Origin of the sequence: Rhodococcus sp. NPDC057135 (assembly GCF_042670865.1) — a bacterium.
Taxonomy (GTDB): Bacteria; Actinomycetota; Actinomycetes; order Mycobacteriales; family Mycobacteriaceae; genus Rhodococcus_F.
Map to the genome: position 1 here is coordinate 323251 of NZ_JBHUUU010000003.1, position 24200 is coordinate 347450.

Here is a 24200-nt window from a genome sequence, read left to right on the forward strand (position 1 = left end):
TGCTGATCTATATGGTCCGCATTTTTTGCCACTGACCGTGCCGTGCGACTTTATAACCCGCCCGCGGTTAATAAAGGCGCACAGCAGGTGTTCCGGATCTCTTGCGCACGAAACCTGATTTTGGGCGCTTCTTGACAGGACTTTCTGCACTTCTGACCGGTCGGCTTCTTCGCCTAACGTGGATCGGGTAGCCAGGGTTCGCGTGCGAGTCCGGCACCGGTGGCCTCGTTGACGCCCGTTCGGGATGTTGGCGGGGCCGTTGCCGCAGTCCACCCAGAGGTCGAATGTCCGATTCGGGACTCGCGTCAGCCGATGAATCCTTTTTGCCGTCATTGGGCAATAGTGTGGGGGCGAAGAGATTCTGTGGTCGATTGTGGAGGGACGAACATGAGTGCAACCAAACCCGTCGTCGTAGCAGTGGACGGTTCGGAATCGGCGTCGTCGGCTGTCGTCTGGGCGGCTCGAACGGCAGTGGCGCTCGGTCGTCCTCTCCACATCGCGACGGTGGTGCACATCCCCGCCTTCTACTACTCCGAGCCGTACCTCGCCGAGAGCTTCAAGGACGAACTGCGCCGCACTGCTACCGCTCGTCTGGACAGCGCACAGATCCTCGCGCGCCAGAGCATCGACGACGACCTCGAGATCGTCACCGAACTTCTCGACGGCAGTGTCTCCGATCGGCTGATCGAATTGTCCAAGAGTGCGTACATCATTGCGCTCGGACCCCGCGGACACGGTGAATTCACCGGACTGGTCGTCGGTTCCGCGACGGTGTCCGTGGTCTCGCACGGCGAATCGCCGGTTGCAGTGGTCAGAGGGCGGACCCTCGACGGGCGACCGCCGACCGAAGGCCCCGTCGTCGTCGGCGTCGACGGATCCGAGAGCAGCATCGAGGCAGTCGAGCATGCTTTCGAGCAGGCTTCCGCGAGGGGCGCCACCTTGATTGCGGTCAACGTGTGGAGTGACGTGAGTGTGCAGCCCTCGCTGGGCGCCACCCCTGAGGACCCACTGTGGAGCAGTATCCAGACTGGCGAGGAAATTGTCCTCGCCGAGCAATTGGCCGGATTCACCGAGCGCTACCCGGACGTCGTCGTCGAGAGGGTCGTCGCGCGTGACCGTCCGGTGCGAGTTCTGAGCGAATACGCGGAGACGGCGCAATTGATAGTCGTCGGTAGCCGTGGGCGCGGCGGATTCGCGGGAATGCTCCTCGGGTCGACCAGTCGGGCGCTCCTGCACACTGCGGATTGCCCGGTTCTCATAGTCCGGCACGTCAACAAGTGAAGAGAATGCATTCAATGAGTTCTGAGTCCACCATCTCCGGTACCGTTCGACTCGAGATGTCTTTTGGAGGGGTTCGATGACAACGCGGATATTCCTGGTTGACGATCACGAGATCGTCAGGCGCGGTTTGTTCGACCTACTCGGCGGGGTCGAAGACTTCGTGGTGGTGGGTGAGGCCGCATCCGTGGGAGAAGCATTGGCTGCGGTACCGCAGAGCAATGCCGACGTCGCGGTTCTGGACGTACGGCTGCCTGACGGCAACGGTGTCGAACTGTGCCGCGAACTGCGCTCCATGCTTCCCGACCTGCGCTGCCTGATGCTCACCTCGTACGCCGACGACGAGGCGTTGCTCGACGCGATCATGGCGGGCGCCTCGGGGTTCGTCCTCAAACAGATCCTGGGAACCGATCTGGTCGCTGCGGTCCGCACAGTCGGGCGCGGCGGTTCACTGCTCGACAGTCGGGCGACGGAGGCGCTGATGCAGCGGATCCGTAGCGACCGCACAGCTGATCCGTTGGCCGAGCTATCCGATCAGGAGCGAGCAGTCTTCGACCTCATCGGAGAGGGACTCACCAACCGGGAGATCGGCGCGCGATTGTTCCTCGCGGAGAAGACGGTCAAGAACTACGTGACGCGTCTGCTGTCGAAGCTGGGCATGCAGCGTCGTACTCAGGCTGCAGTGCTGGCCACCGAAATCCGCAGCGGCAGTCGATAGGTCTACCGACCGGACTTCGGTCGATTCGAGCTGGTGCGACCTAGCGGCACTCGCCAAAGTAGACGTGCACCGCTCGGATCGTGGTTGACGATCGTGCATGTACCGCCGCAGTGTTCGGCACGGCGCTCGAGATTGTGAAGCCCACTCTTGTGGAAGTCGGAGGGGAGTCCGACGCCGTCGTCCTCGATTGTGATCGCGAATTCGACATCCGCGGTGACTGCGATGGTGATGTGGTGTGCATGTGCGTGCCGGAGGACGTTGCTCAGTCCTTCTCGCAGTACAGCTTCGGCGTGCTGGTGGATGCCGGGATTCACGAGAGTGTCGATGGCGCCGGAGAATTGGACGCTGGGGGTCACGGCGGATTGTGCGGTGGCGTCGCCGATGACGTCGAGGAGGCGTCGCCGCAGGCTCGACGAATCGGTGGCCGTGGGAGTCTGCAGATCGAAGATGGTAGTCCGGATCTCGCGGACGGTCTTGTCCAATTGTTCGAGAGATCGTTTGACAATTGCGCGCGCCGACTCGGGGAGGGTCTCGTCCGGAAGCGTGCTCTGCAGGCTCATTCCACTCGCGAACAGTCGCTGGATGACGTTGTCGTGCAGGTCGCGTGCGATGCGGTCGCGGTCCGCGAGAACCGACAACAGGCGTTGCGCCTTCTGTTTCTCGTCGAACTCGATTGCAACGGAGCCGAGTTCGGCCATCGACTCGATCCGGGTCAGTTCGTCGTGGTCCCAGTGCGTGTTGGTGGAATTCGACGCCACGATGACCGCGCCGACTACACCCGAGGCGACGCACATCGGTGCAACGACCGCACTACCGGCCGACGGCACCAGTTCAGTGAGCGCACCTAAGGTGGTGAGCACCTGTAGCTTTCGCGTACTCCGTACGACGTCGAACGGATAGGTCGTCGCTGGAATTCTGACCCCACGAGAAGTGGTTCGGGCGCTGGCCGCAGCATGGACCTGGGCATACCCGTTCTCGCAGATCACCACGATCACGTCCTCGACCCCGGTCAAATCCCGAACGCGGCTGGCAAGAAGTTGCAAGCCGTCCTCGAGCGAGTCACCGGCCAGCAACCGCGAGCGGATGGCAGATGTTGCGGTGAGCCATCTTTCACGAGTTCGAGACTGCTCGAACAGTCGGGCGTTTTCCACGGCGATACCGGCGGCGATGGCGAGAGCCTCCAGAATGACCTCGTCCTCCTGGGTGAACTCGGCTTTTCCTCGCTTCTCGGTCAGATAGATGCTGCCGAACACCTTTCCTCGCATCATGATCGGCGCTCCGAGGAAGCTCTCCATCGGTGGGTGGTTTGCGGGGAATCCGACCGATTCGGGATGGTCGCCGAGATGCGCCACGCGCAAAGTCTGCGGATGATTCATCAGAACACCCAGAACGCCATGCCCTTCGGGAAAATGTCCCATGATCGCGCGTTGGGACCCGGGGATTCCCTCGTAGACGAATTCGGAGAGCCCGCCCCCTGGCGCTGCAACCCCCAGGGCGCCGTAGCGACAGTCCAGAACCGTTGTCGCAGAAGTAATGATCCGTTGAAGTGTCAGGTCGAGATCAAGGCCTGAACCGACGACCAGGACCGCCTCGAGCAGACGGTGGAGCGTGGGGATGTCTGCGTTGGAATCGCCCAGGCGGTCGAGCAACTCGCCGAACGTGCGTGCCGGACTGTGACCCGAAGCTTCGACCATGGTCGAAGCATATCGCCTCGCGGAACGTCAGCCCTCTTGACGGCGACCTTCCCACCACGAAGACCAGTGATGCTTGATTTCGTCGAACTCGTCATCGCTCAGGTTGTAGGTGGTCAGCAGGATCGACATACCTCCGTCGGGTCGCTGGGCAGTCACGGACTGCGCGGCGACGGACAGCAGGCCAGGGCCGAGATCTTCGACTGTCAAGCCGAATTGGTGGTCGGTGACGAAGTCGACGACGCCCTCGAAGTAGTCGCCGGGAGCGATCGTCGCCGCGTATCGACTTCCCTCTGCCAGATCGATTTCGGTGATCCCGAGGACAGTCGCCACGTTCTCGCCGGGGAGCAGAAGGCCGTCGAGATAAATGGTTCTCCGCTCGGCCAGTCCGTGGTGTTCCACGGCGAATCTGAGCAACTGGAGGAACGTCGTCCACCCCTCGGTGATGTCGTCGTACCAGTCGTCTTCCGCCGACTTTGCCGGCCGATCGATGCGGACGACCGTCTTGCCGTCTTGTTCGAACAGAGAGAAACGGTCACCGTTTCCGAGTCTCAGCGTCAACGCTTCGGGGTCGGCCTCAGCGGTGGAGTAAATCTGGGTGATTTCGTCGTCGAGTCCCTCGTACTCCCAGCCGAACCAACGACGAATCAGCGACGGATCACGCAGCGCGGGCCAGAGTACGGACGGGGCTGCGACGATCGACACCTCGATCACGGTTTCGCTCATCCGGAAGACGCTACCGACTTCAGCCCTTCATGGCGACGGTCAGCAGAAATGCGACGTCTTCGAGCGCTTCGACACTGTGCCGGTCGGCCGGAACGGCAAGGAAATCACCGGTGGATCCTTTCCACTGGTCGCTCCCACACACAAGATTCAGCTTCCCGCTCAGGACCAACAGCGTGGCTTCGCCCGGACTGTCGTGTTCGGCGAGGCTCTTGCCGGCGCTCAGCGCGATCACCGTCTGCCGCAGGCTGCGCTGGTGGCCGCCGTAGACGGTTTGTGAACTGCGACCGCTGGTCGCCGAGCCCGCCAGTTTCAACTGTTGGCGAGCGAGAGCGGTCAGTGACTTCTTGTCCATCGAAGACCTCTCGAAAGCGGTGAATGTCGTTCTTGGAGTATGACCGACTCACTCGCAAGGTGCCTCGTTATCGGCGGAAGTCGGTCAGCGAGTGTATTCCAGCCAGCGGAAGCGCAGCCCGCTCTTCTCCGAGGTCTGCCAGGGCTCGTCGGACTTCAGGTTCCATTCGGAGCCGATCTCGGGAGCGAAGGCATCGCCGGCGATATCGAGGTCGATCTCGGTCACGAGTAGATGCGTCGCGAATGGCAGTGCACCCGAATAAATCTGCCCGCCGCCGACCACGAAGACGTCGCCGTCCGGCAACGCCAGAGCGTCGTCCAGGCTGTGGACTACCTCGGCGCCTTCGGCGTGCCACTGCGGATCGCGTGTGACGACGATGTTCCGGCGCCCGCTGAACGGCCGGAACTTCAGTGGAATGGAGTCCCAGGTGCGCCGCCCCATGATCACCGGATGCCCCATGGTGACGCGCTTGAAGTAGGCCATGTCTTCGGACACGCGCCACGGGATCGTGTTGTCGGCGCCGATGACGCCGTCATGAGCCTGTGCCCAGATGAGGGTGACTGTGCGATCGGTCATCGTCAGACCGCAACCGGCGCTTTGATCGCGGGGTGGTGCTGATAGTCGACGATCTCCACATCCTCGAAGGTGTAGTCGAAGATGGAATCGCGCTTGTTCAGTTTCAGGGTCGGCAACGGCAGGGGCTCGCGACCGAGCTGCTCGGTGACCTGATCGACGTGATTGTCATAGATGTGGCAGTCGCCGCCGGTCCAGACGAACTCACCGACTTCGAGTCCGGCTTGCTGGGCCATCATGTGAGTGAGTAGCGCGTAGCTCGCGATGTTGAACGGAACGCCGAGGAACATGTCGGCGCTGCGCTGGTACAGCTGGCACGAGAGCTTGCCGTCGGCGACGTAGAACTGGAAGAAAGCGTGGCAGGGCGCCAGTGCCATCTGCGGAATGTCGGCCACGTTCCACGCCGAGACGATGATCCGCCGCGAATCGGGGTTCGAGCGCAGGGTCTCGACGGTCTGCGTGATCTGGTCGATGTGCTCGCCCGAGGGGGTGGGCCAGCTACGCCACTGGACGCCGTAAACGGGGCCGAGTTCGCCGTTCTCGTCGGCCCACTCGTCCCAGATGGAGACGCCGTGCTCGTGCAGCCACGCCACGTTGGAGTCGCCGCGCAGGAACCACAGGAGCTCGTTGACGATCGACTTGAGGTGGACTTTCTTGGTGGTGACGAGCGGAAAGCCGTCGGAAAGATCGAAGCGCATCTGGTGACCGAAGATGCTGCGGGTACCGGTTCCGGTGCGATCGGATTTGGCGGTACCCGTCTCCATGACGAGCCGGAGGAGGTCTTCGTAAGCAGTGGAGACAGTCACGGCAATCAGTCTAGGGCCTAGCCTGCTGTGCGCCTTTATTAACCTCCGGCGGTTAATAAAGGCGCACAGCAATATAGCCTCGGCGCATGCGCGAACTCTTGGTGATCGGTATCGGTGCGGGTGATCCCGACCAGGTGACTGTCCAGGCGATCAAGGCCATGAACAGGGCCGATACCTTCTTCATCATCGGAAAGGGCGACGAGAAGCAGGCTCTGTTCGACCTGCGAACCGGCATCCTCGACGAGCACGTTCATCTCGACTACAAGGTGGTCGAGATCACGGACCCACCGCGGGACCGAACCCCGACCGATTACGAAGGTGTCGTCGAGGACTGGCACGAGCGACGGGCAGCGAAATTCGAAGCGGAATTCGCGGCCGAACCCGGAGTGGGAGCGATTCTCGTCTGGGGTGACCCTTCCCTCTACGACAGCACTCTGCGGATCGTCGAGCGCGTGCTCGCTCGCGGGAGAGTGTCGTTCGACTACTCCGTCATCCCGGGGATCACGAGCGTGCAGTCGCTGGCTGCACAACACCGGATCGTCCTGAACCGAATCGGCGAACCCATCCACATCACGACCGGCCGCAAACTGGCCGAGGGATTACCTGACGGAGTGGACAACGCCGTCGTGATGCTCGACGCGCATTGCACGTTCACTCAGGTGAGCGAAGACGACGCCGAGATCTGGTGGGGTGCGTACCTCGGAACCTCGGTTGAGGAGTTGATTTCCGGCAAACTGCGCGACGTCGAAGATCGGATCGTCGCGCGTCGAGCGGAGCTGCGAGAGAAGCACGGCTGGATCATGGATACGTACCTCATTCGGCGCTGACGACCGGTCACAGATTGCACCGGTCGATCCTGCGCTCTTGATCCCGAATGACGGTCTGCGCACCTATGATCTGCGCATGACATCGTTCGGACAGGACCGACTGCAGTCGATCCTGCCCGCGCCGCGTGGTCGTGAAAGATCAGCTGTGAAGTCGGCTTTCGACCTTCTCGTTCAGTGGTATCGGCGTCCTGATCAATTCGACAGCTTCAACCGATACCTCGCCACGAAGGGATTGGAACTAGCCGTCCGATTGCTGGTCATCGGTTCCCTGACGACGGTCGTCATCGCGATGACTCTCTTGCGCTTCAGCGACGCGGGCGTTCACAACCATGTCACCAGTGTCGTCAACGCCGTGATCATCGCTGTCACGGTCGCGACGATCGTGCTCTTTTGTCTTCTGCCCGAAATCACGCGTCGGTGGTCGTATTTTTTCGTTGCCTACTGCGAGGTCGGCGTATTCGTCGGCGTGTTCCTGAACAGCGATCCGTTCATCGGGTTGATCCAGTGTGTGCTCTTCGTGTTGATCGGCGGGTACATCGCCTACTTCCACAACGCGAGACTTCAAGCGCTGCACATGGCGTTGTCGATCGTGGTTCTGGCAGTCGTCGGCCGAAAGGTCGCGGTATATGCGGATCCTGCGCTGGCCACTGCACTGTGTCTGATCATCGCCACCGGGATCGTGGTCATCCCGTTTGCCTGCCAGTTCGTCCTCTCACTTCTCGGATCCGACGCCGACAGCTCGGATGTCGATCCGTTGACCGGCCTTCTGAATCGGCGCGGGCTGCAGCGAGCCGTTGTCGAAATGGGGGCAACGGGACGTGCGTCGAGCAAATCGTCTTATGTCGTCGCGATTGTCGACGTCGATTCGTTCAAGAGCGTCAACGACTCACTCGGGCACGAAGAAGGAGATCTTGTACTTCGGCAGATTGCTGACCGACTGCGGTGGTGCGGCAGTGAGAACGCGCTTTTTGCCAGGTTCGGTGGGGACGAGTTCGTCTTGGTCGACACGATAGACGTCGGTGCAGCGTCTGCATTCGAAGGCAATCTGCGAAGGCACTTGCGAATCGATGATCATGATCCGGCTGTGACGACCAGCGTCGGAGTCGCGATCACCTCTGCCGAATGGTCAGCGATCATTTCCGACGAGGAGTTGACGGAACTGTTTCGAGTAGCCGATGCCTCGATGTATCGGGCGAAAGCTGCCGGCGGCAATCAGGTTGTGATCTGGGACGGCAAACTGTGAGAATTGTCTGATTGCGGGGAGTTGACTGGTTTAGTCTGATCTCATGGGATCAACCGGGAATGTGGAGCGTTTGGACGCCGTTGCGTCGCAACGACCGCTCTCGGTTCCTGCATTCCGGCTGATCTCATCTCAACTGGTCGATTGGTATCGACGGCCGGACCAATTCGACACCTTCAACCGCTATCTCGCGGACAAGGGGCTGACCGTCGCTTCGCGAGTTCTTGTCGTCTGCTCGTTGGTGCTGGTCACGGTCATCATGTTCCTGACTCGCTTCAGTTCGCAGGGGCCGACCAGTTCCCACGCGCGCACCGCGAATGCCGTCATCATTGTCGTAACCGTGATGATGGCCGTCGTGCTCTCGACGAGGCGCAGTTTGTCCCGCTCCTGGTCATACGCTTTTGTGCTCTACTCGGAAGTGGGAATAGCGGCCGCAATGCTGTTGTATTCCAATCCGCTTGCTGCATTGGCGCATGCAGTCATGTTCTCCGTAATCGGCGGCTATATCGCGTTTTTTCACAATGCGCGAATGCAGAGCCTGCACATGTTGTGGGTATTCGTTGTCGTCATCGGAATCGTGACACGCATTTCCGTAGTCGAAAACTATTCGGATGTTCCGGTTCTGGTCGCCTTGGTAGTTCTGGTCGGCGCGGCGATCTACGTGATTCCCTTTGCCTGTCAGTTCATCTTCTCCATCCTCGGCACCGACGCGTTGAATTCGCAATTGGACCCACTGACCGGACTGCTCAACAGGAGGGGACTGGCCGACGAGGTGCGACTGTTGCTGGAGCGGTCGCACACGCACTCGGCGCTCTTGGTTGTCGCTGCTGTCGACATCAATCGATTCAAAGCCATCAACGACGAGTACGGACATTCCGTCGGCGACGCTGTTATCGAAAAAGTCGGATCGCGACTGGTCGAATGTGCCGGCCCGACGGCGTTGATCGCACGGATAGGCGGCGACGAGTTCGTCATCGTCGATTCGGTCGATCAACGCTCGTTCGATCGACTCGAACATGACCTTGTGCGGTCGACGATCAACTCGCCCGATCATCCCGAGGTGGCCATGAGCATCGGAATCGCCAAGATCGCAGGGCCTTTCGCGTCAGCGGATGATGCGCTGGTCGCCTACCCGACCCTGCTGCGGCGAGCGGATCGGGCGATGTATTCCGCGAAGGCGCGCGGTGGGCACTCGGTGGTTCTGCAGACGGAATCGGACTGAGCGCACTGTGAGTGTCCGTGGTCGGCGCTAGTCTGTTGCCATGCCTGAACTACCCGAGGTGGAAGCGCTGGCAGGGTTCCTTCGTCAGCACGCGGTCGGCGCAGTGGTGGGACGCGTCGACATCGCCGCACTGAGTGTGCTCAAGACCTTCGATCCGCCGATCACGGCTTTGCAAGGGCGCGACGTGACGGGCGCTGCGCGCTTCGGAAAGCACCTGGCGCTGGACTGCGACGGGTTGTGGTTGGTCACGCATCTCTCCCGTGCCGGTTGGATGCGGTGGCTCGACAACCCGTCCGCGACACCGCCGAAGCCGGGCAAGGGTCCATTGGCGCTGCGCGTTCATTTCTTCACCCCCGAAGGGTTGACGCCGGCATTCGATCTCACCGAGGCGGGTACCAAGAAGCGCCTCGCGGTCTGGGTGGTGAACGATCCGCAGGAGGTTCCTGGGATCGCCCGATTGGGTCCGGACGCGATGGCTGTGACCGAAGCCGAGTTCGCTGAGATTCTGGGCGGCACGTCGGCGCGGATCAAGAACTCGATAGTCGATCAGTCGCTGATCGCCGGGATCGGGAACGCCTACTCGGACGAGATCCTCCACACCGCGAAACTCTCGCCGTTCGCGACCTCGTCGCGTCTGACACCGGAGCAGATTTCGGCTCTGTACGCCGTGATGCGATCCACGCTGGCCGACGCGATCGAGCGCTCGGAGGGTCAGGATGCGGCCCGACTCAAAGGTGAAAAACGCTCGGGAATGCGAGTACACGCGCGCACCGGACTTCCCTGCCCGGTGTGTGGTGACGTCGTACGCGAAGTGTCGTTCGCAGAACGCTCTTTTCAGTACTGCGCAACGTGCCAGACCGGTGGTAAACCGTTGGCGGACAGGCGAATGTCGAAACTACTCAAGTAGCGAACTGCGCCGCGAGCAGTTCGACGAACTCTCGGGCGAGGGCAGACGAATGGGTCGGTTCGGTAATTGCGTGGACGATCCGATGTGGTGCATCGGTGATCGGAATGCAGATCAGTTCGGGATGTAGGGCGCTCATGGATTGGGGGAGCAGGCCGACGCCCAAACCGTTGGCGGTCAGTGAACAGATCAGGTCCACGGAGTTGGCTTCGAGAGTTTTTCCGCGAGGGACCTGTGATTCGGCGAAGGCCTGGTCGGTTTGGACACGGGCCTCGCTGCCCGAGGCGAAGTCCACGAGAGTGTGATCTCGTAGGTCTTCGAGCCTGATCGACGAGGCCTGGGCAAAGGGATGGTCGGGAGCGACAAACGCTGCGGTCGGTTCACTCCACAACGGTGCCGCGGCAAAGCTCTTGGGTAGGCGGCCGGCGGCCAATCCGACAATGCCGACGTCGATCGCGCCGGACCGAACTCCCTCGATCACGACTTCACTGCCGTACGGCCGCGCGGTGATGTTGATGGCAGGGTGTCGGCGTGTCAGATCTGCCAGGGCGCGGCCGACGTCGACGCGTCCTGCCGAGGTGATGGTGCCGACCGTCAGCCGCACCTGCTCGTTGCTCCGGGCTGAGACATCGCTGACCAGTCTCGACATGGCGCCGAGTACCTCACGGGAGCGCGCGACAAAAACCTCGCCGGCAGCAGTCAGGCCGACGTTGCGACTGTTCCGGTTGAACAGTTCTACTCCCAGTTCCTTTTCGAGGTCTCTGATCTGGGCGCTCAGGGCGGACTGGGAAACGTGCAACCGCGCGGCCGCCCGGCTGAAGTGTCTGTCTTCCGCGACGGCAAGGGCGTAGCGAATGTGACGTAGTTCCATTACGTCAATCTATCGTTCTCGGCGATAGATCATGCGTATCCATCTATTGGACGCACGCCGGTGTGTGCGGTCATGCTTGACGACATGATCTCAAGCGACGCGCGTCCGAGGCTCGGACTACCGATAGTGCTCCTCATGGCCGCGGCGACGGGCCTGTGCGCGGGCGGTAACTATTTCAATCAGCCACTTCTCGATTCCATCTCGGAGCACCTGAATGTGTCCGCCTCCACCGCGGCCGCGACTGTGACCATTGCACAGGTCGCGTATGCACTCGGATTGATACTCCTGGTTCCGGTGGGCGACATGGTGGACCGACGCAAGCTGACGGTAGGGCTCATGCTGCTGGCGGCGACCGGTCAAGCGGTCAGCGGATTTGCGCCGAACTTTGCCACGCTGGCAGTGGGAATCGCAGTCGCTGGAGTCTTTTCGGTCGCCGCGCAGGTACTGATCCCGTTTGCCGCCTCACTGGCCGAACCTGAGAGGTCCGGTCAGGTGGTCGGCACGATCATGAGCGGACTACTGATCGGAATCCTGTTGGCGCGCAGCGTTGCCGGCGTGCTCTCCGGACTGGGAGGTTGGTCGACGGTGTACAAGGTGGCGGCGGTGCTGATGGTGGGAATGGCCGTGGCATTGTGGCGATCTTTGCCTTCCGATTCCGCAGATCGCCCGAAGGCCGGTTACGGCGCCACGCTTGCTTCGGTAGGGAGGTTGGCTGCGACGTTGCCGCGACTGAGAACTCGATCGGCTATGGGCGGGTTGGCCTTTGCTGCCGTCAGCACTGTTTTCACAACCATGGCCTTTCTGCTCTCCGACGAATTCGGCTACAGCGACACTCAAATCGGCCTCGTCGGACTTCTCGGTGTGGCAGGAGCATTGATGGCGACAGTGGCAGGCAGACTGGCCGATCGGGGATTGGGTCAGGTGGCAACCGGCGGCGCCATTGCGATTCTGTTGGTCTCGTGGCTTCCCTTTTTCGGCGGAGCCGCGCATATAGTGTGGTTTCTTGTCGCCATCGTTCTTGCCGACCTCGCGCTGCAGGGAGTGCACGTCAGCAACCAGAATGTGATCTACGCCCTTGTCCCCGAAGCGCGTTCGCGTGTGAACTCCGTCTACATGACTACCTACTTCGTCGGTGCTGCCGTGGGTTCGGCAGTGGGATCAGTGGTGTGGAAGTCGTACGGCTGGAACGGAGTATGCATCGCCGGGTTGGTCTTCTCCCTTGTAACGGTGTTGGTGTGGATGCACGATCGCCGACTGGAGACGGCTGAACTGCGAATCCCGGAATCCCCTGTCGCGGTGGGATAGGCGCCGCACCTTATCGGACCCCTGCACCTTTCAGATTTCTGCACCTTCTCAGATTTCGGCCCCGTCCACCAGGATCTTGCCGACGCGTTCGGGATAGAACGACACATGGTCGTCGATCCCGGACGCTTCGGCGGTGGTGAACGGATAGAACCACGCCAGATCCTCAATCGGTGCGAGTTCGGTTGTGCCGGTGAAGGACAGATACGACGCGGTGCCCTTGTACGGGCAAGCCGTGGTGGTCGGAGACGGCGCAAAGTACTCGCTGCGAACGTCGATTCTCGGAATGTAGTACCGCGTCGGCAGGCTGGTTTCGAAGAGCAGTCGGGGTCGTGTCGTCTCCGCGACCAGCACGTCGCCGACAAAAACCTGGACGTGCCTGGACGAGGGGAGTGCGTCGATACGTACGTATGGATCGCGGGCGTGGACAAAGACCTGTTGATCTTCTTCGAACCAGGCGTCCATGCGATCCCAGTAGAACGCGACGTACTCACTCAGGTCCAGGGAACCATCGAACTGTTGAGGGTAGGACCAGACGGCGTCCTCGGCGCGGCGATCCCCGATCTCGATCGTCCAATAGGTGGCGTCGCCCTTCCACGGGCAATGGGTGGTCGTCGACGTCGGGACGAGGAAGTCGGTGCGAACGTCGGTGAGGGGGATGTAGTACATCGGCAGGCGACCGCGTTCGAACAGATAAACCGAACGAGTGGTGTCCGCGACGGTCTGACCAGCGAAGAATGCTCGAATTCGGCGGGGGTTCGGCTCGAGTGCGATCCGCCCGTTGGAAGCTTTGATCTGTGTGTCTTCTGCGTGAGTCAGTGCTGTGGACATTCGCGAATGCTCCTGAGATTCGGCAGGTTGGTCCTTCCCATCCTGCGCCCGGCAGCAGCTATTTGACAGGGTGGAGTCGAAATACGCGGATCTGGCGCCCGAATGCTCGATCGGCGTAGGTTTCGTACGGCGGCCACGCGGTGGTCGCGAGCGTCCACAGTCTCTTACGCGTGGCGCCCTCCGCCAGGGTTGCCCCGACCGGTATTTCGACGCCCTTCACCGTCACGATTGCAGTAGGGTCGGCCATCAAATTGAGTGTCCACGCTGGATGCGCATCCTGCCCCCAGTTGGATCCGACGACGACGAACGCGTCGCCGTCGGGCGCGTACAGGAGTGGCGTAGTACGAGAGCGGCCGGTCTTACGGCCCGTCGTGGTGAGCAGTAGCTGAGTCACGGTGTTCTCCCCGACAAGGGAGAGCTTGCCACCCGACACCTTTTGTACTGCTCGATCGAGCGGAACCAGATCCTTGCCGAGATCCGAGAACCATTGTGTGTGACCGACATTGCGCATCAACGAACGGTAGATATTGCGCATCGAAATCCTCGCTTTCTCGGCGCCGTTTCGGGGTTGGTGTACTCCGACTCAAAAAGAGTCTGCCACGTCAGATCACAGATACCTGAGTCCCAAAGTCCCGAAAGGAAGGAAGCGGTCAAGCGAATTCGGTTTTAGCGGAGCAGAATTGGGGCAAATCTCCGAAACCGCTCGTTTGTGGCCGTCGGACGTTCGCCGGAAGGTCAGGCCTCCGACGTCAAGACGTCGGGCTCGAGCCATTCGACACCGAGCAATTCGGACAGCGACCGCAGACCGGATCGGTCGCCGCCCTTCAGGCCGGTCACGGAATTGAGATTGCGCAACATGACAGTGGCGACGTCCTCTTCCTTGGTGCCCACGCCGAAGGGAATGACCCACGGACACGTCTGGTAGTCGCGGTGTGAGCGACCGAATGTCTGTTCTGCCGCGATTCCCGAGTATCGCGGTTGATGAAAGATCCCCGTCCGTGGCATCGAGGATGCGTGAGTGCCGTCGGGGAGCGCTTCGTTGGCATGGAGCGAAATCGAGGTCGTGACATTGAAGACGATGACGGGTGCGTCCCCGCGTTGAAATCGCAGACGCTGACCCTCCTTGTCCGCTACCGCGCCGAACAGTTTCGCGACCGAGATCCCGGCGTCTTCGATCATCTCGACCAGCGGATCGCCTGCCGTGGAGACGAACTCGACGGCCACCAACACCTGCTTGCCTGCCTTGACCTGGGCTTGCGCCCACTGAGCTGTCGACTCGGCACGGATCATTCCCGCCTTTTGCCGATAGCGGAGAACCAGCGCACGACCCCGAGCAATGTTGCGGCTCTTACGGGCCAAGCCCATCTCGTACGCGTACTCGGCCCACTCCGTCTCGTACTCGGCGCGCTGGGCATGCGTGAGGTCGATCGGCATACCGTCCAGTGGAACGGGTCCCCACGGCGTCGGTCGATGAATCATCAAGGGTGGATTGTTGTTCGACATCCACCCTCGTACGGTCTCGAGCGCCTGGGATTGCAGTGTCGGTGATTCCTTCGCCTCAGCGCTCCACGTCCACTTCCCGTAGGACTTGTCCAGCGGAAGACCGGACTCGACAAGCCTGGCGCCGAGGTCCGACCAGTATTCGGAGGGCTCCGAATGCAGCTGCGCAAAAAGTGGTGCCAGGTAACGCTGATCGGCTGGAGTATGTCCCGGAGTTGCTGTCACGGACAGGACGAAGGGCGCCTGCTCGTGCGCATTCGAAAAGCGCGCAACCTTCTCGAAAGCAGCGGTGCGCTGTGTGTCGTTGCTGTACAGCTGGGCTTCGTCCGCAATCACCACACCGAACGTGTACTTGGGACGCCCGTTTCGTGCGATCAGTTTCTTCAATTGATCAGGCGACATGATCAACCAGCGGAAGCCGCCGTCGCCCACCGAGGCGATGGAATAGCGCCAATGCGGAATGGTGATCTGTGCCGGTCGATCGACGAGCACGAGGATGTTGGTTTCGCCGCGCTCCTCGGCAATCGTCTTGGCTGCCATCACCGCGATGAGCGTTTTACCCAGGCCGGCATTGTCTGCCAACAGAAATCCGCGTTTGCCGGCGCGAGCAGCGTCGACGACGGCGCCCGCTCCCGAAACCTGCTCGGGCCGCGGAATTTTGGGTGCGGCCACTGGACGTTCACCGATGCCGTCATTGATGTCGTCCTCGACCCACTGCTGATATGAGAAGGGGAGTGCCTTGAACGGTGCGAGTTCTGCGGGTAGTTCAGCACCGACCCACGCGTAGCTCTTCCATTTCTTGACGAACTGAGCGCCAGGCGCCGGTGTTCGAAAGGGAACGTCGAGGAGCCAGACTCTTTCACCAGGACCTGCAGTCGGCACATCCGGCATCGCAGCGCGTGATCTCTTCTTTGCGACAGTCTTCTTTGGCGCGGTCTTTCTGGTCGTGCTCTTCTTGGGTGCAGCCTTCTTCGGTGCAGCCTTGCGCGCCGTGGTTGCTTTGCGTGGCGGCATCAGGCGGTGTCGACCTCGGTGGTGTCGGTCTCTGCCGTGAGGAATTCGCGCAGCGTGACTGGAGGCCGGCCGACAAGTTCTTCGACAGTGCCCGTGATCAGCGCCAGTTCACCCTGCGCGATTGCGGTGTACGTCGACACCCATGCATCGAGTTCCCAGGCCGGTGCGTTGTACGACGCCCGTGATTCGTAAGCTTCCTCGACAGTTTCCTCGACGTACGTGGTCTGCTTGCCCGTGACTTCGGTGATGATGCTCGCCGCCTCGGAGAGCGTCAGCGCCTCCCGTCCGGTCAGGTTGTATGTCTGTCCGACATGGGAATCCAGATCCTTCAGGACCGAGACAGCGACGGCCGCAATGTCGGATCGCGCTACAGCGCCGACGAGACCATCCCCGGCGGGGCCCCGGATCACGCCGTCTTCGCCGGCGAGAGCAGGTAGGAAATCGAGGTAGAAGCTGTCGCGCAGGAAGGTGAATGCGAGTCCGGAAGCACGGATGTGTTCTTCGGTGACCCAGTGATCGCGTGCGAGCGTGAACGTTGCGTCCGGGGCGGCGCCGAGGAAAGACGTGTACACGATGTGCCTGACCCCGGCCGCCGCTGCGGCGTCGACGAAGGTGCGATGCTGATCCAGGCGATCTGCGCTTTCGGCCGCCGACACCATGAAAAGGGTGTCGATTCCCGCCAAAGCCGCGAGAGCGCGCTCGCGATCCCCGTATGTGGTCTCGGCAGAATCGGCACCGGCGAGCTGCGGCAATCGATTGACCGAACGTGCGATCAGCCGCTGCGGGACACCGGCGTCGGCCAACGACGCGGCCACCAGGCCGCCGATATGACCGGTAGCGCCGGTGACGGCGATCCTCGCAGACCGTGAATCTACGGACATGGTGCCCCTCCTTCGGTCGGTGTGCATTCCATCTTGCCGGAACCCACCCCCACGTCAGGTCACGACGCGACGATTACACCGCGAGCCACCGACAACGCATCGGACAGAGCAGTCCTGGTGTTGTCGTCGAGGGGCAGCAGGGGCCGGCGGGGAAGGCCGGCGTCGACGCCGAGAAATTCCAACCCGGCTTTGACCGTCGACGGCAGTCCGCGACTGACGAGGACCTTCAGTAGTGGCTCGATCTGTTCGAACACAGCGGCGGCGCCCGACCGATCACCGGATTCGAGTAGACGCCAGAAGTGCACCACCTGTTCGGGGGCCAGACACGGGGCTGCCGTGCACCACCCGCTTGCGCCGGCAGAGAAAGATTGCAGTGCAAGAGGATTGCTGCCGTTGAAGAAGGGGATCGTGCCACCGCTCAGTTCGTTGATGCGGTTCATCCGGGTGATGTCGCCGGTGGATTCCTTGATCATCGTGATGCCGTCGACGGTGGAGACGAGATCGACGAGAAACTCCGGCGACATGTCGATACCGGTGGTGGCCGGATTGTTGTAGATCATCGTCGGAATGTCGACGGAATCGGCTACCGCAGTGACGTGTTCACGAATCTCCTGCTCACCCAGATGCCAGTACGACGTGGGAAGGATCATGACTGCGTCGGCGCCGGCGTCTGCCGCGATCGATGCTCGGCGAAGTGCTCCCGCCGTGGTCAAGTCCGATACGCCGACGACGGTGGGGACTCGGCGGTCGACGTAGTCGAGGCTCTCCCGGGCGACTGTCTCCCAATCCGCGTCGTCGAGATAGGCGCTCTCGCCGGTACTGCCGAGCGGGGCTATCGCGTCGACACCACTGCCGATCATGTTGTCGAGGAGCGTGTGTAGCGGCTTGGGATCGAACGCTCCGGTATCGCGGTCGAACGGGGTGATGGGATAGGCGACAATTCCCTTGATGGTGCTGCTCATGAGATTCTCTATTCTGTTGGTGCGAAACGAAATTCAGTTGGTCAGCGTGTCTGGGTGATTGCGGAGAGCGCGGCGGGCGTAGTACGCGAAGTTCGCCTCGCTGCGCCGAGGAGTCAGCGTCCAATCGTGTGCCTCTTTCGCCAGGCGAGGCGGTAGCGGCTTGATGTCGCCGGCCGCCATCGCCAGCAACTGCAGCCGCGCGGCTCGCTCGATCAGATGCCCGAGGGAACAGGCCTCTTCGACGGTATTACCGACGACGAGTTGGCCGTGGTGAGCGAGCAGAATTGCCCGCTTGTCGCCGAGTGCAGCCGAAATGATCTCGCCCTCCTCGTTTCCCACAGGAACTCCGGGCCAGTCGGCAAGAAATGCGCAATCGTCGTAGAGGGGTGCGATGTCCATCTGGGACACGACGAGGGGAATCTCGAGCATCGACAACGCCGTCGCGTGCAATGGGTGCGTGTGGACGATGCAGTTGACGTCGGGTCGGGCGCGGTAGATCCAGCTGTGGAACCTGTTGGCGGGGTTCGGCATTCCCTCCCCGTCCAGAACCTCGAGATCCTCGTTGACAAGCAGGAGGTTGTCCTCGGTGATCTCGTCGAACCCGAGGCCGAGTCGCTGGGTGACAAACGTGCCGGGCTGCTCACCGCGGGCGGAGATCTGGCCGGCAAGGCCGGAATCGTGGCCGGCGTCCGACAGTGCCCTGCAGGTCAACGCGATCTTCTGTCGAAGGGTCCAACTACCTGTGGTTACTTCGGTGAGCATCTTCGTCTCGGCGGTGGCCATGAGTTCTTGCTTGCTCGCATGCATCGTGTCGGTCATGGGGTGTGCCTTTCTCGGGGCCCAGGAGTAGATGACATTCAGTCACCTATAGGACACAAAGTGTCATATAGGGCGGAATTGCGCAACCCTTGGTTCGTATGGTGCTGGTCATCGCAGGTCAATGTGTTGCTAGGGTGATGACACAAAGTCTCGTGAGGGGAATCGAATGGCAGCGTTTCTGCGGACACATCGGCGTCGTGCCGGTCTGACGCTCGAGGGCTTGGCCGAGCAGACCGGTCTGACGAAGAGTTACCTCTCCAAGGTCGAGCGGGGCATCAGCACGCCGTCGATCGCGGTGGCACTCAAGATTGCACGGGTACTCGATGCCGATGTGGGGCAACTGTTCTCGGACAGCATGGAGGGCAACGTCATGACGATCGCGCGCGCCAAGGACCGGGTGATCGACCCGGCTGCCTCGGCCGAGTCTTCTGTCTACGATCCGATCGCTCCGGCTCTGGTCGGAAAGGCCATGCAGCCGTTCGTGGTTCACCCGGCCTCGGTGATGGGCCCCAAGTTCATGGATCACACGGGGGAGGAGTTCGTGTTCGTGCACTCCGGAGCCGTCGAATTCGAAATCCCCGGGCAGACGATGCACCTCGACGCCGGCGACAGCCTCTACTTCGACGCGAACACGCCCCACCGGATGCGGTCGGTGTCGACTGGTGGCGCGACCGTGTTGGTTGTCGTCTACGACAAGCCCTCGGCTGGATCTCCCAGCGGTGACTCACTGGAAGCTCACTGCGGGGTGAGCAGATGACGCTCGGGATCGATACGACACTCACGCTGCTCGCGGCGGGTCTGATCTTCCTGCTCTCCCTGTGCCTGGGCATCTGGAAGTACCAACAGATGGCGACCTCGGACAATCACCTCGCCCATCCGTATGTCGACATCGCACACCGCGCAGCACTGATGTACTCGTTCGCAACGCTGTTGATCGCGGTGTTCGTCGAACTCAGTGCGTGGCCGACGTGGATCAACCTGACCAGCGCAGCAGTGGTCGTGTTCTTTTTTCTTGCAGCGATATTCAGCTACATCGCTCACGGTGCGATGAAAGACACCGACAACCAATTCGAGTCCGCCGGTCCGCCCCTGCACCTCGGAATGTTCCTGCTGATTCTCGGAGAGGTCGGCGGATTCGCCGTTCTACTCGCAGGATTCGTGAAAGGCCAGTTCTTCTGATCGGGTTTCAGCGCCTGTGCTCGTAGCCGATCCAAGCCCGTCGACGCTCACCCATCGGGTCGTCCTCCACCCGGGACGTCTCGTCGAAGATCATCGTTTGCCGCTCCGGCACGGAGTAGACGGGCCAATCTCGGTCCGGCACTCCGTGGCGGGCGAAGTGGATCCAGTGGCGCTGCATGGTGGAGGTCACCGCGGTCAGTCCGCGGCGCCCTCCGACTGCGGTCAAGGCCGCCGTGAGTGCATCCGAACGCCCGAAGACCGCAAGCAATTCGGTGGCGTGGGTAGCGCCCATGCCGACGAGTCGGAGCAGTCGCGGCGCAAAGTCGTAGCGGTAACTGTAGGTCGGAGCCACCTGGCAGTGGCCCTGGGCGCACAGTATCGCCGGTTCCCAGAAAGTGATGTCGCCGCCGAGATCTGCGGCAGCGAACCGGTGTGGATACGTGGGATAGGCCGCAAGCGCGCGTTCTTTCACGTCCGGCGGGGTGTGGGAGAACATCTTCTCGATCCGTATCGGATTTGTAGGCAAGATGTCGAGAACGCGCGGAAAGATCCGCCCCTCATGGAGATTCGAACCGACCAGCAACGGGACGGGGTGGGCTTTTCCCGCTGCGAACACGTCGAGCGGGTGTTCGGGAAGGACGTCGTCACCCACTACGGGAGCAAATGCCCGGGTTCCGGGTTCTTCGTCCGCGCCGCGGCGCGCAAGTTCTTCGCCGGCATCGACCAGTTCCTTCGCCGAAGCGGAGCGCAGCCACGATGCCGGATCGGTTTCCGGAGCATGTGCGATCTCGAGGAACTCGCGTGCCCAGCGGTGCGCTCGCTCTTTTCCGTATGCGGAAGCGGCCGGCGGACTTTGCGCGATGGCCCGAGCGAACAACCCTTCAGCCGTCGGCGTTGCCATCAGGGTTGTCACCGCGTTGGCGCCGGAAGATTCACCGAACACGGTGACCGCGTTCGGGTCACCGCCGAACGCGGCGATGTTGCGCTGGACCCACGCCAGTGCCGCGATCTGATCACGCAATCCGAGATTCGTCTCGAATGGTTGCTCAGCAGTGGAATATTCGCTGAAATCGAGGTAACCCAAGACGCCCAGTCGATACTGGACAGAGACGTAGACGATGTCGCCTCGCTCGACCAGGGTCGTTCCGCGGTACATGGGCGTCGACGGATTCCCACCGTTGTACGCGCCGCCGTGAATGAAGACCATGACCGGTCGCAGCGAATCGGAACGTAGCCGAGGGGCCACGACGTTCACGAACAGAGAGTTCTCGTCGAAGTTGCTCTTGCGCTGCGGAGACGGAGAACCGAATGCTTCCGCGGGGCGGACGCCATTCCAGGCCTCGACCGCCTGCGGTGCGCGAAATCTCCAGGGACCGATCGGGGGCGCTGCGTAGGGGATTGCCCGCCAGGTGCGCAGTCCTCGATCGAGGCGGCCGCGCACGACGCCGGAATCGAGCTCGACCTCGAGAGCGTGTGTCACGGTAGAGGGATGTCGGTGCCGTGGCTGCGGTAACCGCTGTATCCCGCCCAAGCCAAGCGTTGTTCACGTCTGGGATCGTTCTCGACGCGCACGATCTGGTCGAAGATCATGGTCCGACGCTCCTGTGCGTCGTAACGAGGCCACGATCCGCGCGGAGAGCCGTGCGTGGCGAAGTGAAGCCAGTGTCCCTGAACGGATTCGGTGACTGCGCGCAGTCCGCGCCGACCACCGGGAAGAGTGAGGCCACGCCCGATCATGGTGTCGCCGATACCGAAGACCGCGAACATCTCGAATCCGTGGGTGGCGTCGAGGCCGAGCCAACGCATCATCGTCGGCGCGAAGTCGAATCGGTAGGCGTACGTGGGCGCCGATTGTGCGTGCGCCTGCATCAACTCCACGGACGGGTGCCAGAACGTGACGTCGCCGCCGACGTCGATCGCGGACTGCTCGTCGGGATACCCGGGATAGGTTGCGAGGATGCGCTTCCCGGCTTCGGGATCGGTGAGGGCGAACATGGTGTCGATGCGCGACGGGTTGGTCGGGAGTGCGTCGAGCACTTTCGGGAACAGCGTTCCCTCTCGTCTGTTGGTTCCGATGATCATCGGAACCTGGTGTGCCGAACCTTCTTTGAATGCGTCCAAGGGTGAACGCGGAAGGAAGTCGCCGTCGACGACCGGTCCGAAGGGATGTAGTCCAGGTGTGTTCGCGAGTACCTCGGCGCCCAGTCTGCTTCCGGCTCGGCCCAATTCGACGGCTGTCGCCGAGGTCAGGGCCTTCGCGGGCGGTAGAACGGAATTGAGGATCTCGACGAAACGCGCACCCCAGGCGTGCGATCGCTGAGTGCTCGAGACCAGATCCGGAGCCGAACTTTCGGCGATAGCCCCGGCGAAGAGTCCCTTGGCGGCCGGAGTAGCCATGAGGGTGGTGACGGCAGTGGCTCCGGCGGATTCACCGAAAATCGTGACTTTGTCGGGATCCCCACCGAAGGCGGCGATGTTGCGTTGCACCCACTGCAGCGCCGCTACCTGATCGCGCAGTCCGAGGTTGGAGTCGAATACGCGCTCGGATGTGGAGAACGGGGTGAAATCGAGGTAGCCCAGAGCGCCGAGCCGGTAGTTGATCGAGACGTAGACGACGTCGCCGCGTTCGACGAGGGACACACCGGAGTACAGGCCGGTGGCGGAGGTTCCGATGGTGTTGGCCCCGCCGTGGATGAAAACCATGACGGGACGCGGAGTACTTCCGGTGTTCGCGGGAGCGAGCACGTTGAGCGTCAGGCAGTCTTCGCTGCTGGGCTGGTACTTCCCGGGCGCGAGCAGCAGCCCCTTCTTGTGCTGGACAGACGCGTCGCCGAATCTGGTCGCGTCGCGTTCTCCGGACCACGACGTGACCGGCTGCGGCCGCGTCAGACGCAGTGTTCCGACCGGCGGCCGGGCGTAGGGAATTCCGCGCCAGGCACGAAGTTTTCCCACCCGTCGGCCGCGCAGAATGCCGTCGGCCGTGGTCACAAGTATGTCGGACGCCATGTCGCGACTATACGTACTTCGGGATCGCGTCAGCGGCGAGCCTCCAGCAATCGAAGCCAGACCTCACTGACCGTCGGATAGGAGGGCACCGCATGCCACAGAGTTTCCAGTGGTACGGCGCCGACCACCGCGATTGTCGCCGCATGCACCAGTTCGGATACCTCGGGCCCGGCGAAGGTAGCGCCGAGGATCACGTCGGTGGCCTTGTCGATCACCAACTTCGCGCGTCCCGAGTAGTCGTCACGCAGCAGTGAAGATCCCGCGACGGCGAGTTCGATCTCCACGACTTCGACGTCGTAGCCGTCGTCGCGAGCTTTCTTCTCGGTGCGTCCCACCCAGGCGATCTCGGGTGAGGTGAATACCACCTGGGGAACCTGCTCGTTGTCGGCCGACGCCGTGTATCGAGGTCCGCGCAGTCCGCGACTCTCGGCTCGCGCCGCAATGACGTCTCCGCACACTCTCGCTTGATACTTGCCCATGTGGGTCAGGGGTGAACGGCCGTTGATGTCGCCGACTGCGTAGAGCCACTCACCTTGGGCGCAGAGGTGGTCGTCGGTGGTGACGTACTTGCCGTCCTCGAGGCCGATGGCGGACAAGCCGAGATCGGCAGAGGTCGGGCCGCGGCCCGCCGCGACGATGACCTCGTCGACCTCGATCACGCCGGAAGAGGTCTCGATGCTGACGGGTCCTCCGTGGATGTGGCCTTCGCCGGTGTCCTTGGCATCGGGGCGTGAGACCGAGTTGACGTCAGTGCTCAGTCGAACGTCCACACCGCGGGCGCCGAGTGCTTCGGCAACCATCGTTCCGGCAAACGGTTCTGCTGATTTCAAGAGAGCATCGCCCCTCACGAGCAGCGTCACGTGAGCGCCGAACGACGACAACCACGTTGCGCACTCCGTTGCGACCACTCCGCCGCCGATGACCGCCACTCGCGACGGAACCTCGTGCAGGTTGGTGGCGTCGCGCGAGGTCCACGGGAGCGCCTCGCGCAATCCCGGTGTCTTCGGGACGGTGGCAGTTGTACCCGTGGCGAGTACGACTGCCTGGCGGGCGCGGAGCTTACGGGTGCCGTCGACGGTCACTGCTCGCTCGCCGTCGATCACTCCGTGGCCTTTGATCACGGTGATACCCACGGAGGTTGCCCAGTCGACCTGGGACGAATCGTCGTGGTTGTGGGTGAACGAGTCGCGCCGTTTCAGGACGGCCTCGACGTCCAGCGGTCCGGCCGGGATACCGGGCAAGGCGTCGGCCGCTTCGAGGACCTGCCCTGGACGCAGTAACGCCTTGCTGGGCATACAGGCCCAATACGAGCATTCACCGCCGACCAGTTCGTGTTCCACGATTGCGGCGGTGCGATTACTCCCGGCGATGGCGTATGCGGCGGCGTTCTCACCAGCAGGCCCACCGCCGATCACGATGACATCGAATTCGTCGGTCATTGCTCCACGGTATGCCGGATCGGTCCGAGTTCGCTCGGTTACTGCCGGGTACGAGAGCT

24 protein-coding genes are annotated in these 24200 nt (G+C 62.0%); 9 read left to right on the top strand and 15 right to left on the bottom strand.

Translation table 11 applies throughout. The features are described 5' to 3' along the window. Positions 1 to 387 precede the first annotated feature (387 nt). Together ACFT1A_RS06975 and ACFT1A_RS06980 are read left to right on the top strand one after the other, a co-directional pair. Positions 388 to 1281: a universal stress protein gene (locus tag ACFT1A_RS06975; protein WP_378446375.1), complete on the top strand. Its 894-nt coding sequence runs from the start codon at positions 388 to 390 to the stop codon at positions 1279 to 1281. Positions 1282 to 1357: 76 nt separating this feature from the next. Continuing rightward, positions 1358 to 1996 carry a response regulator transcription factor gene (locus tag ACFT1A_RS06980; RefSeq protein WP_003946380.1) on the top strand — a complete coding sequence of 213 codons (639 nt, stop codon included), beginning with the start codon at positions 1358 to 1360 and terminating at the stop codon, positions 1994 to 1996. A gap of 2 nt (positions 1997 to 1998) precedes the next feature. Here ACFT1A_RS06980 and ACFT1A_RS06985 read toward each other — a convergent pair whose 3' ends face one another. From ACFT1A_RS06985 to ACFT1A_RS07005, 5 genes are all read right to left on the bottom strand, one after another. Continuing rightward, on the bottom strand, positions 1999 to 3690 hold the full coding sequence (locus tag ACFT1A_RS06985) for a GAF domain-containing protein (protein ID WP_378446376.1): 1692 nt from the start codon (positions 3688 to 3690) through the stop codon (positions 1999 to 2001). 27 nt (positions 3691 to 3717) lie between these two features. Continuing rightward, on the bottom strand, positions 3718 to 4413 hold the full coding sequence (locus ACFT1A_RS06990; RefSeq protein WP_378446377.1) for a hypothetical protein: 696 nt from the start codon (positions 4411 to 4413) through the stop codon (positions 3718 to 3720). Between the two features lie 19 nt (positions 4414 to 4432). Beyond that, positions 4433 to 4765, bottom strand: coding sequence for a cupin domain-containing protein (locus tag ACFT1A_RS06995; RefSeq protein WP_230814377.1), 333 nt, complete (start codon positions 4763 to 4765; stop codon positions 4433 to 4435). Positions 4766 to 4849: 84 nt separating this feature from the next. Next, positions 4850 to 5341 carry a dihydrofolate reductase gene (locus tag ACFT1A_RS07000; RefSeq protein WP_378446378.1) on the bottom strand — a complete coding sequence of 164 codons (492 nt, stop codon included), beginning with the start codon at positions 5339 to 5341 and terminating at the stop codon, positions 4850 to 4852. 2 nt (positions 5342 to 5343) lie between these two features. After that, entirely contained in the window at positions 5344 to 6144 is an 801-nt protein-coding gene (locus ACFT1A_RS07005; protein ID WP_378446379.1) for a thymidylate synthase, read from the bottom strand. A gap of 86 nt (positions 6145 to 6230) precedes the next feature. On the opposite strand from ACFT1A_RS07005, the gene cobF reads away from it, so the two are divergent. From cobF to ACFT1A_RS07025, 4 genes are all read left to right on the top strand, one after another. Continuing rightward, positions 6231 to 6971, top strand: coding sequence for a precorrin-6A synthase (deacetylating) (gene cobF / locus ACFT1A_RS07010; protein ID WP_378446380.1), 741 nt, complete (start codon positions 6231 to 6233; stop codon positions 6969 to 6971). Positions 6972 to 7047: 76 nt separating this feature from the next. Then, the gene (locus ACFT1A_RS07015; protein WP_378446381.1) at positions 7048 to 8214 is read left to right on the top strand and encodes a GGDEF domain-containing protein; all 1167 of its coding nucleotides are present in this window, start codon (positions 7048 to 7050) and stop codon (positions 8212 to 8214) included. Between the two features lie 43 nt (positions 8215 to 8257). Beyond that, entirely contained in the window at positions 8258 to 9433 is a 1176-nt protein-coding gene (locus ACFT1A_RS07020; protein ID WP_378446382.1) for a diguanylate cyclase domain-containing protein, read from the top strand. Positions 9434 to 9473: 40 nt separating this feature from the next. Further along, positions 9474 to 10340, top strand: a complete 867-nt coding sequence (locus tag ACFT1A_RS07025) for an Fpg/Nei family DNA glycosylase (RefSeq protein WP_124567478.1) — start codon at positions 9474 to 9476, stop codon at positions 10338 to 10340. Here ACFT1A_RS07025 and ACFT1A_RS07030 read toward each other — a convergent pair. Then, the gene (locus ACFT1A_RS07030; RefSeq protein ID WP_378446383.1) at positions 10333 to 11208 is read right to left on the bottom strand and encodes a LysR family transcriptional regulator; all 876 of its coding nucleotides are present in this window, start codon (positions 11206 to 11208) and stop codon (positions 10333 to 10335) included. The genes ACFT1A_RS07025 and ACFT1A_RS07030 overlap by 8 nt on opposite strands. 72 nt (positions 11209 to 11280) lie before the next feature. Here ACFT1A_RS07030 and ACFT1A_RS07035 point away from each other — a divergent pair, with 72 nt between their 5' ends. Beyond that, a complete protein-coding gene (locus ACFT1A_RS07035; RefSeq protein WP_378446384.1) occupies positions 11281 to 12513 on the top strand; it encodes an MFS transporter in 1233 nt (410 codons plus the stop codon). Positions 12514 to 12561: 48 nt separating this feature from the next. Here ACFT1A_RS07035 and ACFT1A_RS07040 read toward each other — a convergent pair whose 3' ends face one another. The 6 genes from ACFT1A_RS07040 to ACFT1A_RS07065 all read right to left on the bottom strand — a co-directional run bounded on the left by ACFT1A_RS07040 (position 12562) and on the right by ACFT1A_RS07065 (position 18517). Further along, entirely contained in the window at positions 12562 to 13341 is a 780-nt protein-coding gene (locus tag ACFT1A_RS07040; RefSeq protein ID WP_378446385.1) for a DUF427 domain-containing protein, read from the bottom strand. Positions 13342 to 13399: 58 nt separating this feature from the next. Continuing rightward, positions 13400 to 13876, bottom strand: a complete 477-nt coding sequence (locus tag ACFT1A_RS07045; protein ID WP_378446386.1) for a nitroreductase/quinone reductase family protein — start codon at positions 13874 to 13876, stop codon at positions 13400 to 13402. Positions 13877 to 14076: 200 nt separating this feature from the next. After that, on the bottom strand, positions 14077 to 15855 hold the full coding sequence (locus ACFT1A_RS07050; protein WP_378446387.1) for a DEAD/DEAH box helicase family protein: 1779 nt from the start codon (positions 15853 to 15855) through the stop codon (positions 14077 to 14079). Continuing rightward, complete coding sequence (locus tag ACFT1A_RS07055; RefSeq protein WP_378446388.1) at positions 15855 to 16736, bottom strand: SDR family oxidoreductase; 882 nt, start codon at positions 16734 to 16736, stop codon at positions 15855 to 15857. The genes ACFT1A_RS07050 and ACFT1A_RS07055 overlap by 1 nt, the downstream gene beginning before the upstream one ends. Before the next feature lie 59 nt (positions 16737 to 16795). Next, positions 16796 to 17698, bottom strand: a complete 903-nt coding sequence (locus tag ACFT1A_RS07060; RefSeq protein ID WP_378446389.1) for a dihydrodipicolinate synthase family protein — start codon at positions 17696 to 17698, stop codon at positions 16796 to 16798. A 33-nt stretch (positions 17699 to 17731) separates the two neighbouring features. Continuing rightward, positions 17732 to 18517: an aldolase gene (locus tag ACFT1A_RS07065; protein WP_054831664.1), complete on the bottom strand. Its 786-nt coding sequence runs from the start codon at positions 18515 to 18517 to the stop codon at positions 17732 to 17734. Between the two features lie 166 nt (positions 18518 to 18683). On the opposite strand from ACFT1A_RS07065, the gene ACFT1A_RS07070 reads away from it, so the two are divergent. Together ACFT1A_RS07070 and ACFT1A_RS07075 are read left to right on the top strand one after the other, a co-directional pair. Further along, complete coding sequence (locus ACFT1A_RS07070) at positions 18684 to 19274, top strand: helix-turn-helix domain-containing protein (protein ID WP_378446390.1); 591 nt, start codon at positions 18684 to 18686, stop codon at positions 19272 to 19274. Continuing rightward, a complete protein-coding gene (locus ACFT1A_RS07075) occupies positions 19271 to 19696 on the top strand; it encodes a hypothetical protein (protein WP_378446391.1) in 426 nt (141 codons plus the stop codon). Before ACFT1A_RS07070 ends, ACFT1A_RS07075 begins: the two co-directional genes overlap by 4 nt. A 7-nt stretch (positions 19697 to 19703) precedes the next feature. On the opposite strand, the gene ACFT1A_RS07080 is transcribed toward ACFT1A_RS07075, so the two are convergent. From ACFT1A_RS07080 to ACFT1A_RS07090, 3 genes are read right to left on the bottom strand one after another with little or no spacing between them, the layout of a single operon-like run. Further along, positions 19704 to 21176, bottom strand: coding sequence for a carboxylesterase/lipase family protein (locus ACFT1A_RS07080; protein ID WP_378446392.1), 1473 nt, complete (start codon positions 21174 to 21176; stop codon positions 19704 to 19706). Further along, positions 21173 to 22702, bottom strand: a complete 1530-nt coding sequence (locus tag ACFT1A_RS07085; protein ID WP_378446393.1) for a carboxylesterase/lipase family protein — start codon at positions 22700 to 22702, stop codon at positions 21173 to 21175. The genes ACFT1A_RS07080 and ACFT1A_RS07085 overlap by 4 nt, the downstream gene beginning before the upstream one ends. A 29-nt stretch (positions 22703 to 22731) precedes the next feature. Next, entirely contained in the window at positions 22732 to 24141 is a 1410-nt protein-coding gene (locus tag ACFT1A_RS07090) for a dihydrolipoyl dehydrogenase family protein (protein WP_378446394.1), read from the bottom strand. Between the last annotated feature and the right edge of the window lie 59 nt (positions 24142 to 24200).

Coding starts and splice junctions, on each gene's coding strand:
- ACFT1A_RS06975 (WP_378446375.1), top strand. CDS start 388: ATGAGTGCAACCAAACCCGTCGTCGTAGCAGTGGACGGTTCGGAATCG.
- ACFT1A_RS06980 (WP_003946380.1), top strand. CDS start 1,358: ATGACAACGCGGATATTCCTGGTTGACGATCACGAGATCGTCAGGCGC.
- ACFT1A_RS06985 (WP_378446376.1), bottom strand. CDS start 3,690: ATGGTCGAAGCTTCGGGTCACAGTCCGGCACGCACGTTCGGCGAGTTG.
- ACFT1A_RS06990 (WP_378446377.1), bottom strand. CDS start 4,413: ATGAGCGAAACCGTGATCGAGGTGTCGATCGTCGCAGCCCCGTCCGTA.
- ACFT1A_RS06995 (WP_230814377.1), bottom strand. CDS start 4,765: ATGGACAAGAAGTCACTGACCGCTCTCGCTCGCCAACAGTTGAAACTG.
- ACFT1A_RS07000 (WP_378446378.1), bottom strand. CDS start 5,341: ATGACCGATCGCACAGTCACCCTCATCTGGGCACAGGCTCATGACGGC.
- cobF (WP_378446380.1), top strand. CDS start 6,231: ATGCGCGAACTCTTGGTGATCGGTATCGGTGCGGGTGATCCCGACCAG.
- ACFT1A_RS07015 (WP_378446381.1), top strand. CDS start 7,048: ATGACATCGTTCGGACAGGACCGACTGCAGTCGATCCTGCCCGCGCCG.
- ACFT1A_RS07020 (WP_378446382.1), top strand. CDS start 8,258: ATGGGATCAACCGGGAATGTGGAGCGTTTGGACGCCGTTGCGTCGCAA.
- ACFT1A_RS07025 (WP_124567478.1), top strand. CDS start 9,474: ATGCCTGAACTACCCGAGGTGGAAGCGCTGGCAGGGTTCCTTCGTCAG.
- ACFT1A_RS07030 (WP_378446383.1), bottom strand. CDS start 11,208: ATGGAACTACGTCACATTCGCTACGCCCTTGCCGTCGCGGAAGACAGA.
- ACFT1A_RS07035 (WP_378446384.1), top strand. CDS start 11,281: ATGCTTGACGACATGATCTCAAGCGACGCGCGTCCGAGGCTCGGACTA.
- ACFT1A_RS07040 (WP_378446385.1), bottom strand. CDS start 13,341: ATGTCCACAGCACTGACTCACGCAGAAGACACACAGATCAAAGCTTCC.
- ACFT1A_RS07045 (WP_378446386.1), bottom strand. CDS start 13,876: ATGCGCAATATCTACCGTTCGTTGATGCGCAATGTCGGTCACACACAA.
- ACFT1A_RS07050 (WP_378446387.1), bottom strand. CDS start 15,855: ATGCCGCCACGCAAAGCAACCACGGCGCGCAAGGCTGCACCGAAGAAG.
- ACFT1A_RS07055 (WP_378446388.1), bottom strand. CDS start 16,736: ATGTCCGTAGATTCACGGTCTGCGAGGATCGCCGTCACCGGCGCTACC.
- ACFT1A_RS07060 (WP_378446389.1), bottom strand. CDS start 17,698: ATGAGCAGCACCATCAAGGGAATTGTCGCCTATCCCATCACCCCGTTC.
- ACFT1A_RS07065 (WP_054831664.1), bottom strand. CDS start 18,517: ATGACCGACACGATGCATGCGAGCAAGCAAGAACTCATGGCCACCGCC.
- ACFT1A_RS07070 (WP_378446390.1), top strand. CDS start 18,684: ATGGCAGCGTTTCTGCGGACACATCGGCGTCGTGCCGGTCTGACGCTC.
- ACFT1A_RS07075 (WP_378446391.1), top strand. CDS start 19,271: ATGACGCTCGGGATCGATACGACACTCACGCTGCTCGCGGCGGGTCTG.
- ACFT1A_RS07085 (WP_378446393.1), bottom strand. CDS start 22,702: ATGGCGTCCGACATACTTGTGACCACGGCCGACGGCATTCTGCGCGGC.
- ACFT1A_RS07090 (WP_378446394.1), bottom strand. CDS start 24,141: ATGACCGACGAATTCGATGTCATCGTGATCGGCGGTGGGCCTGCTGGT.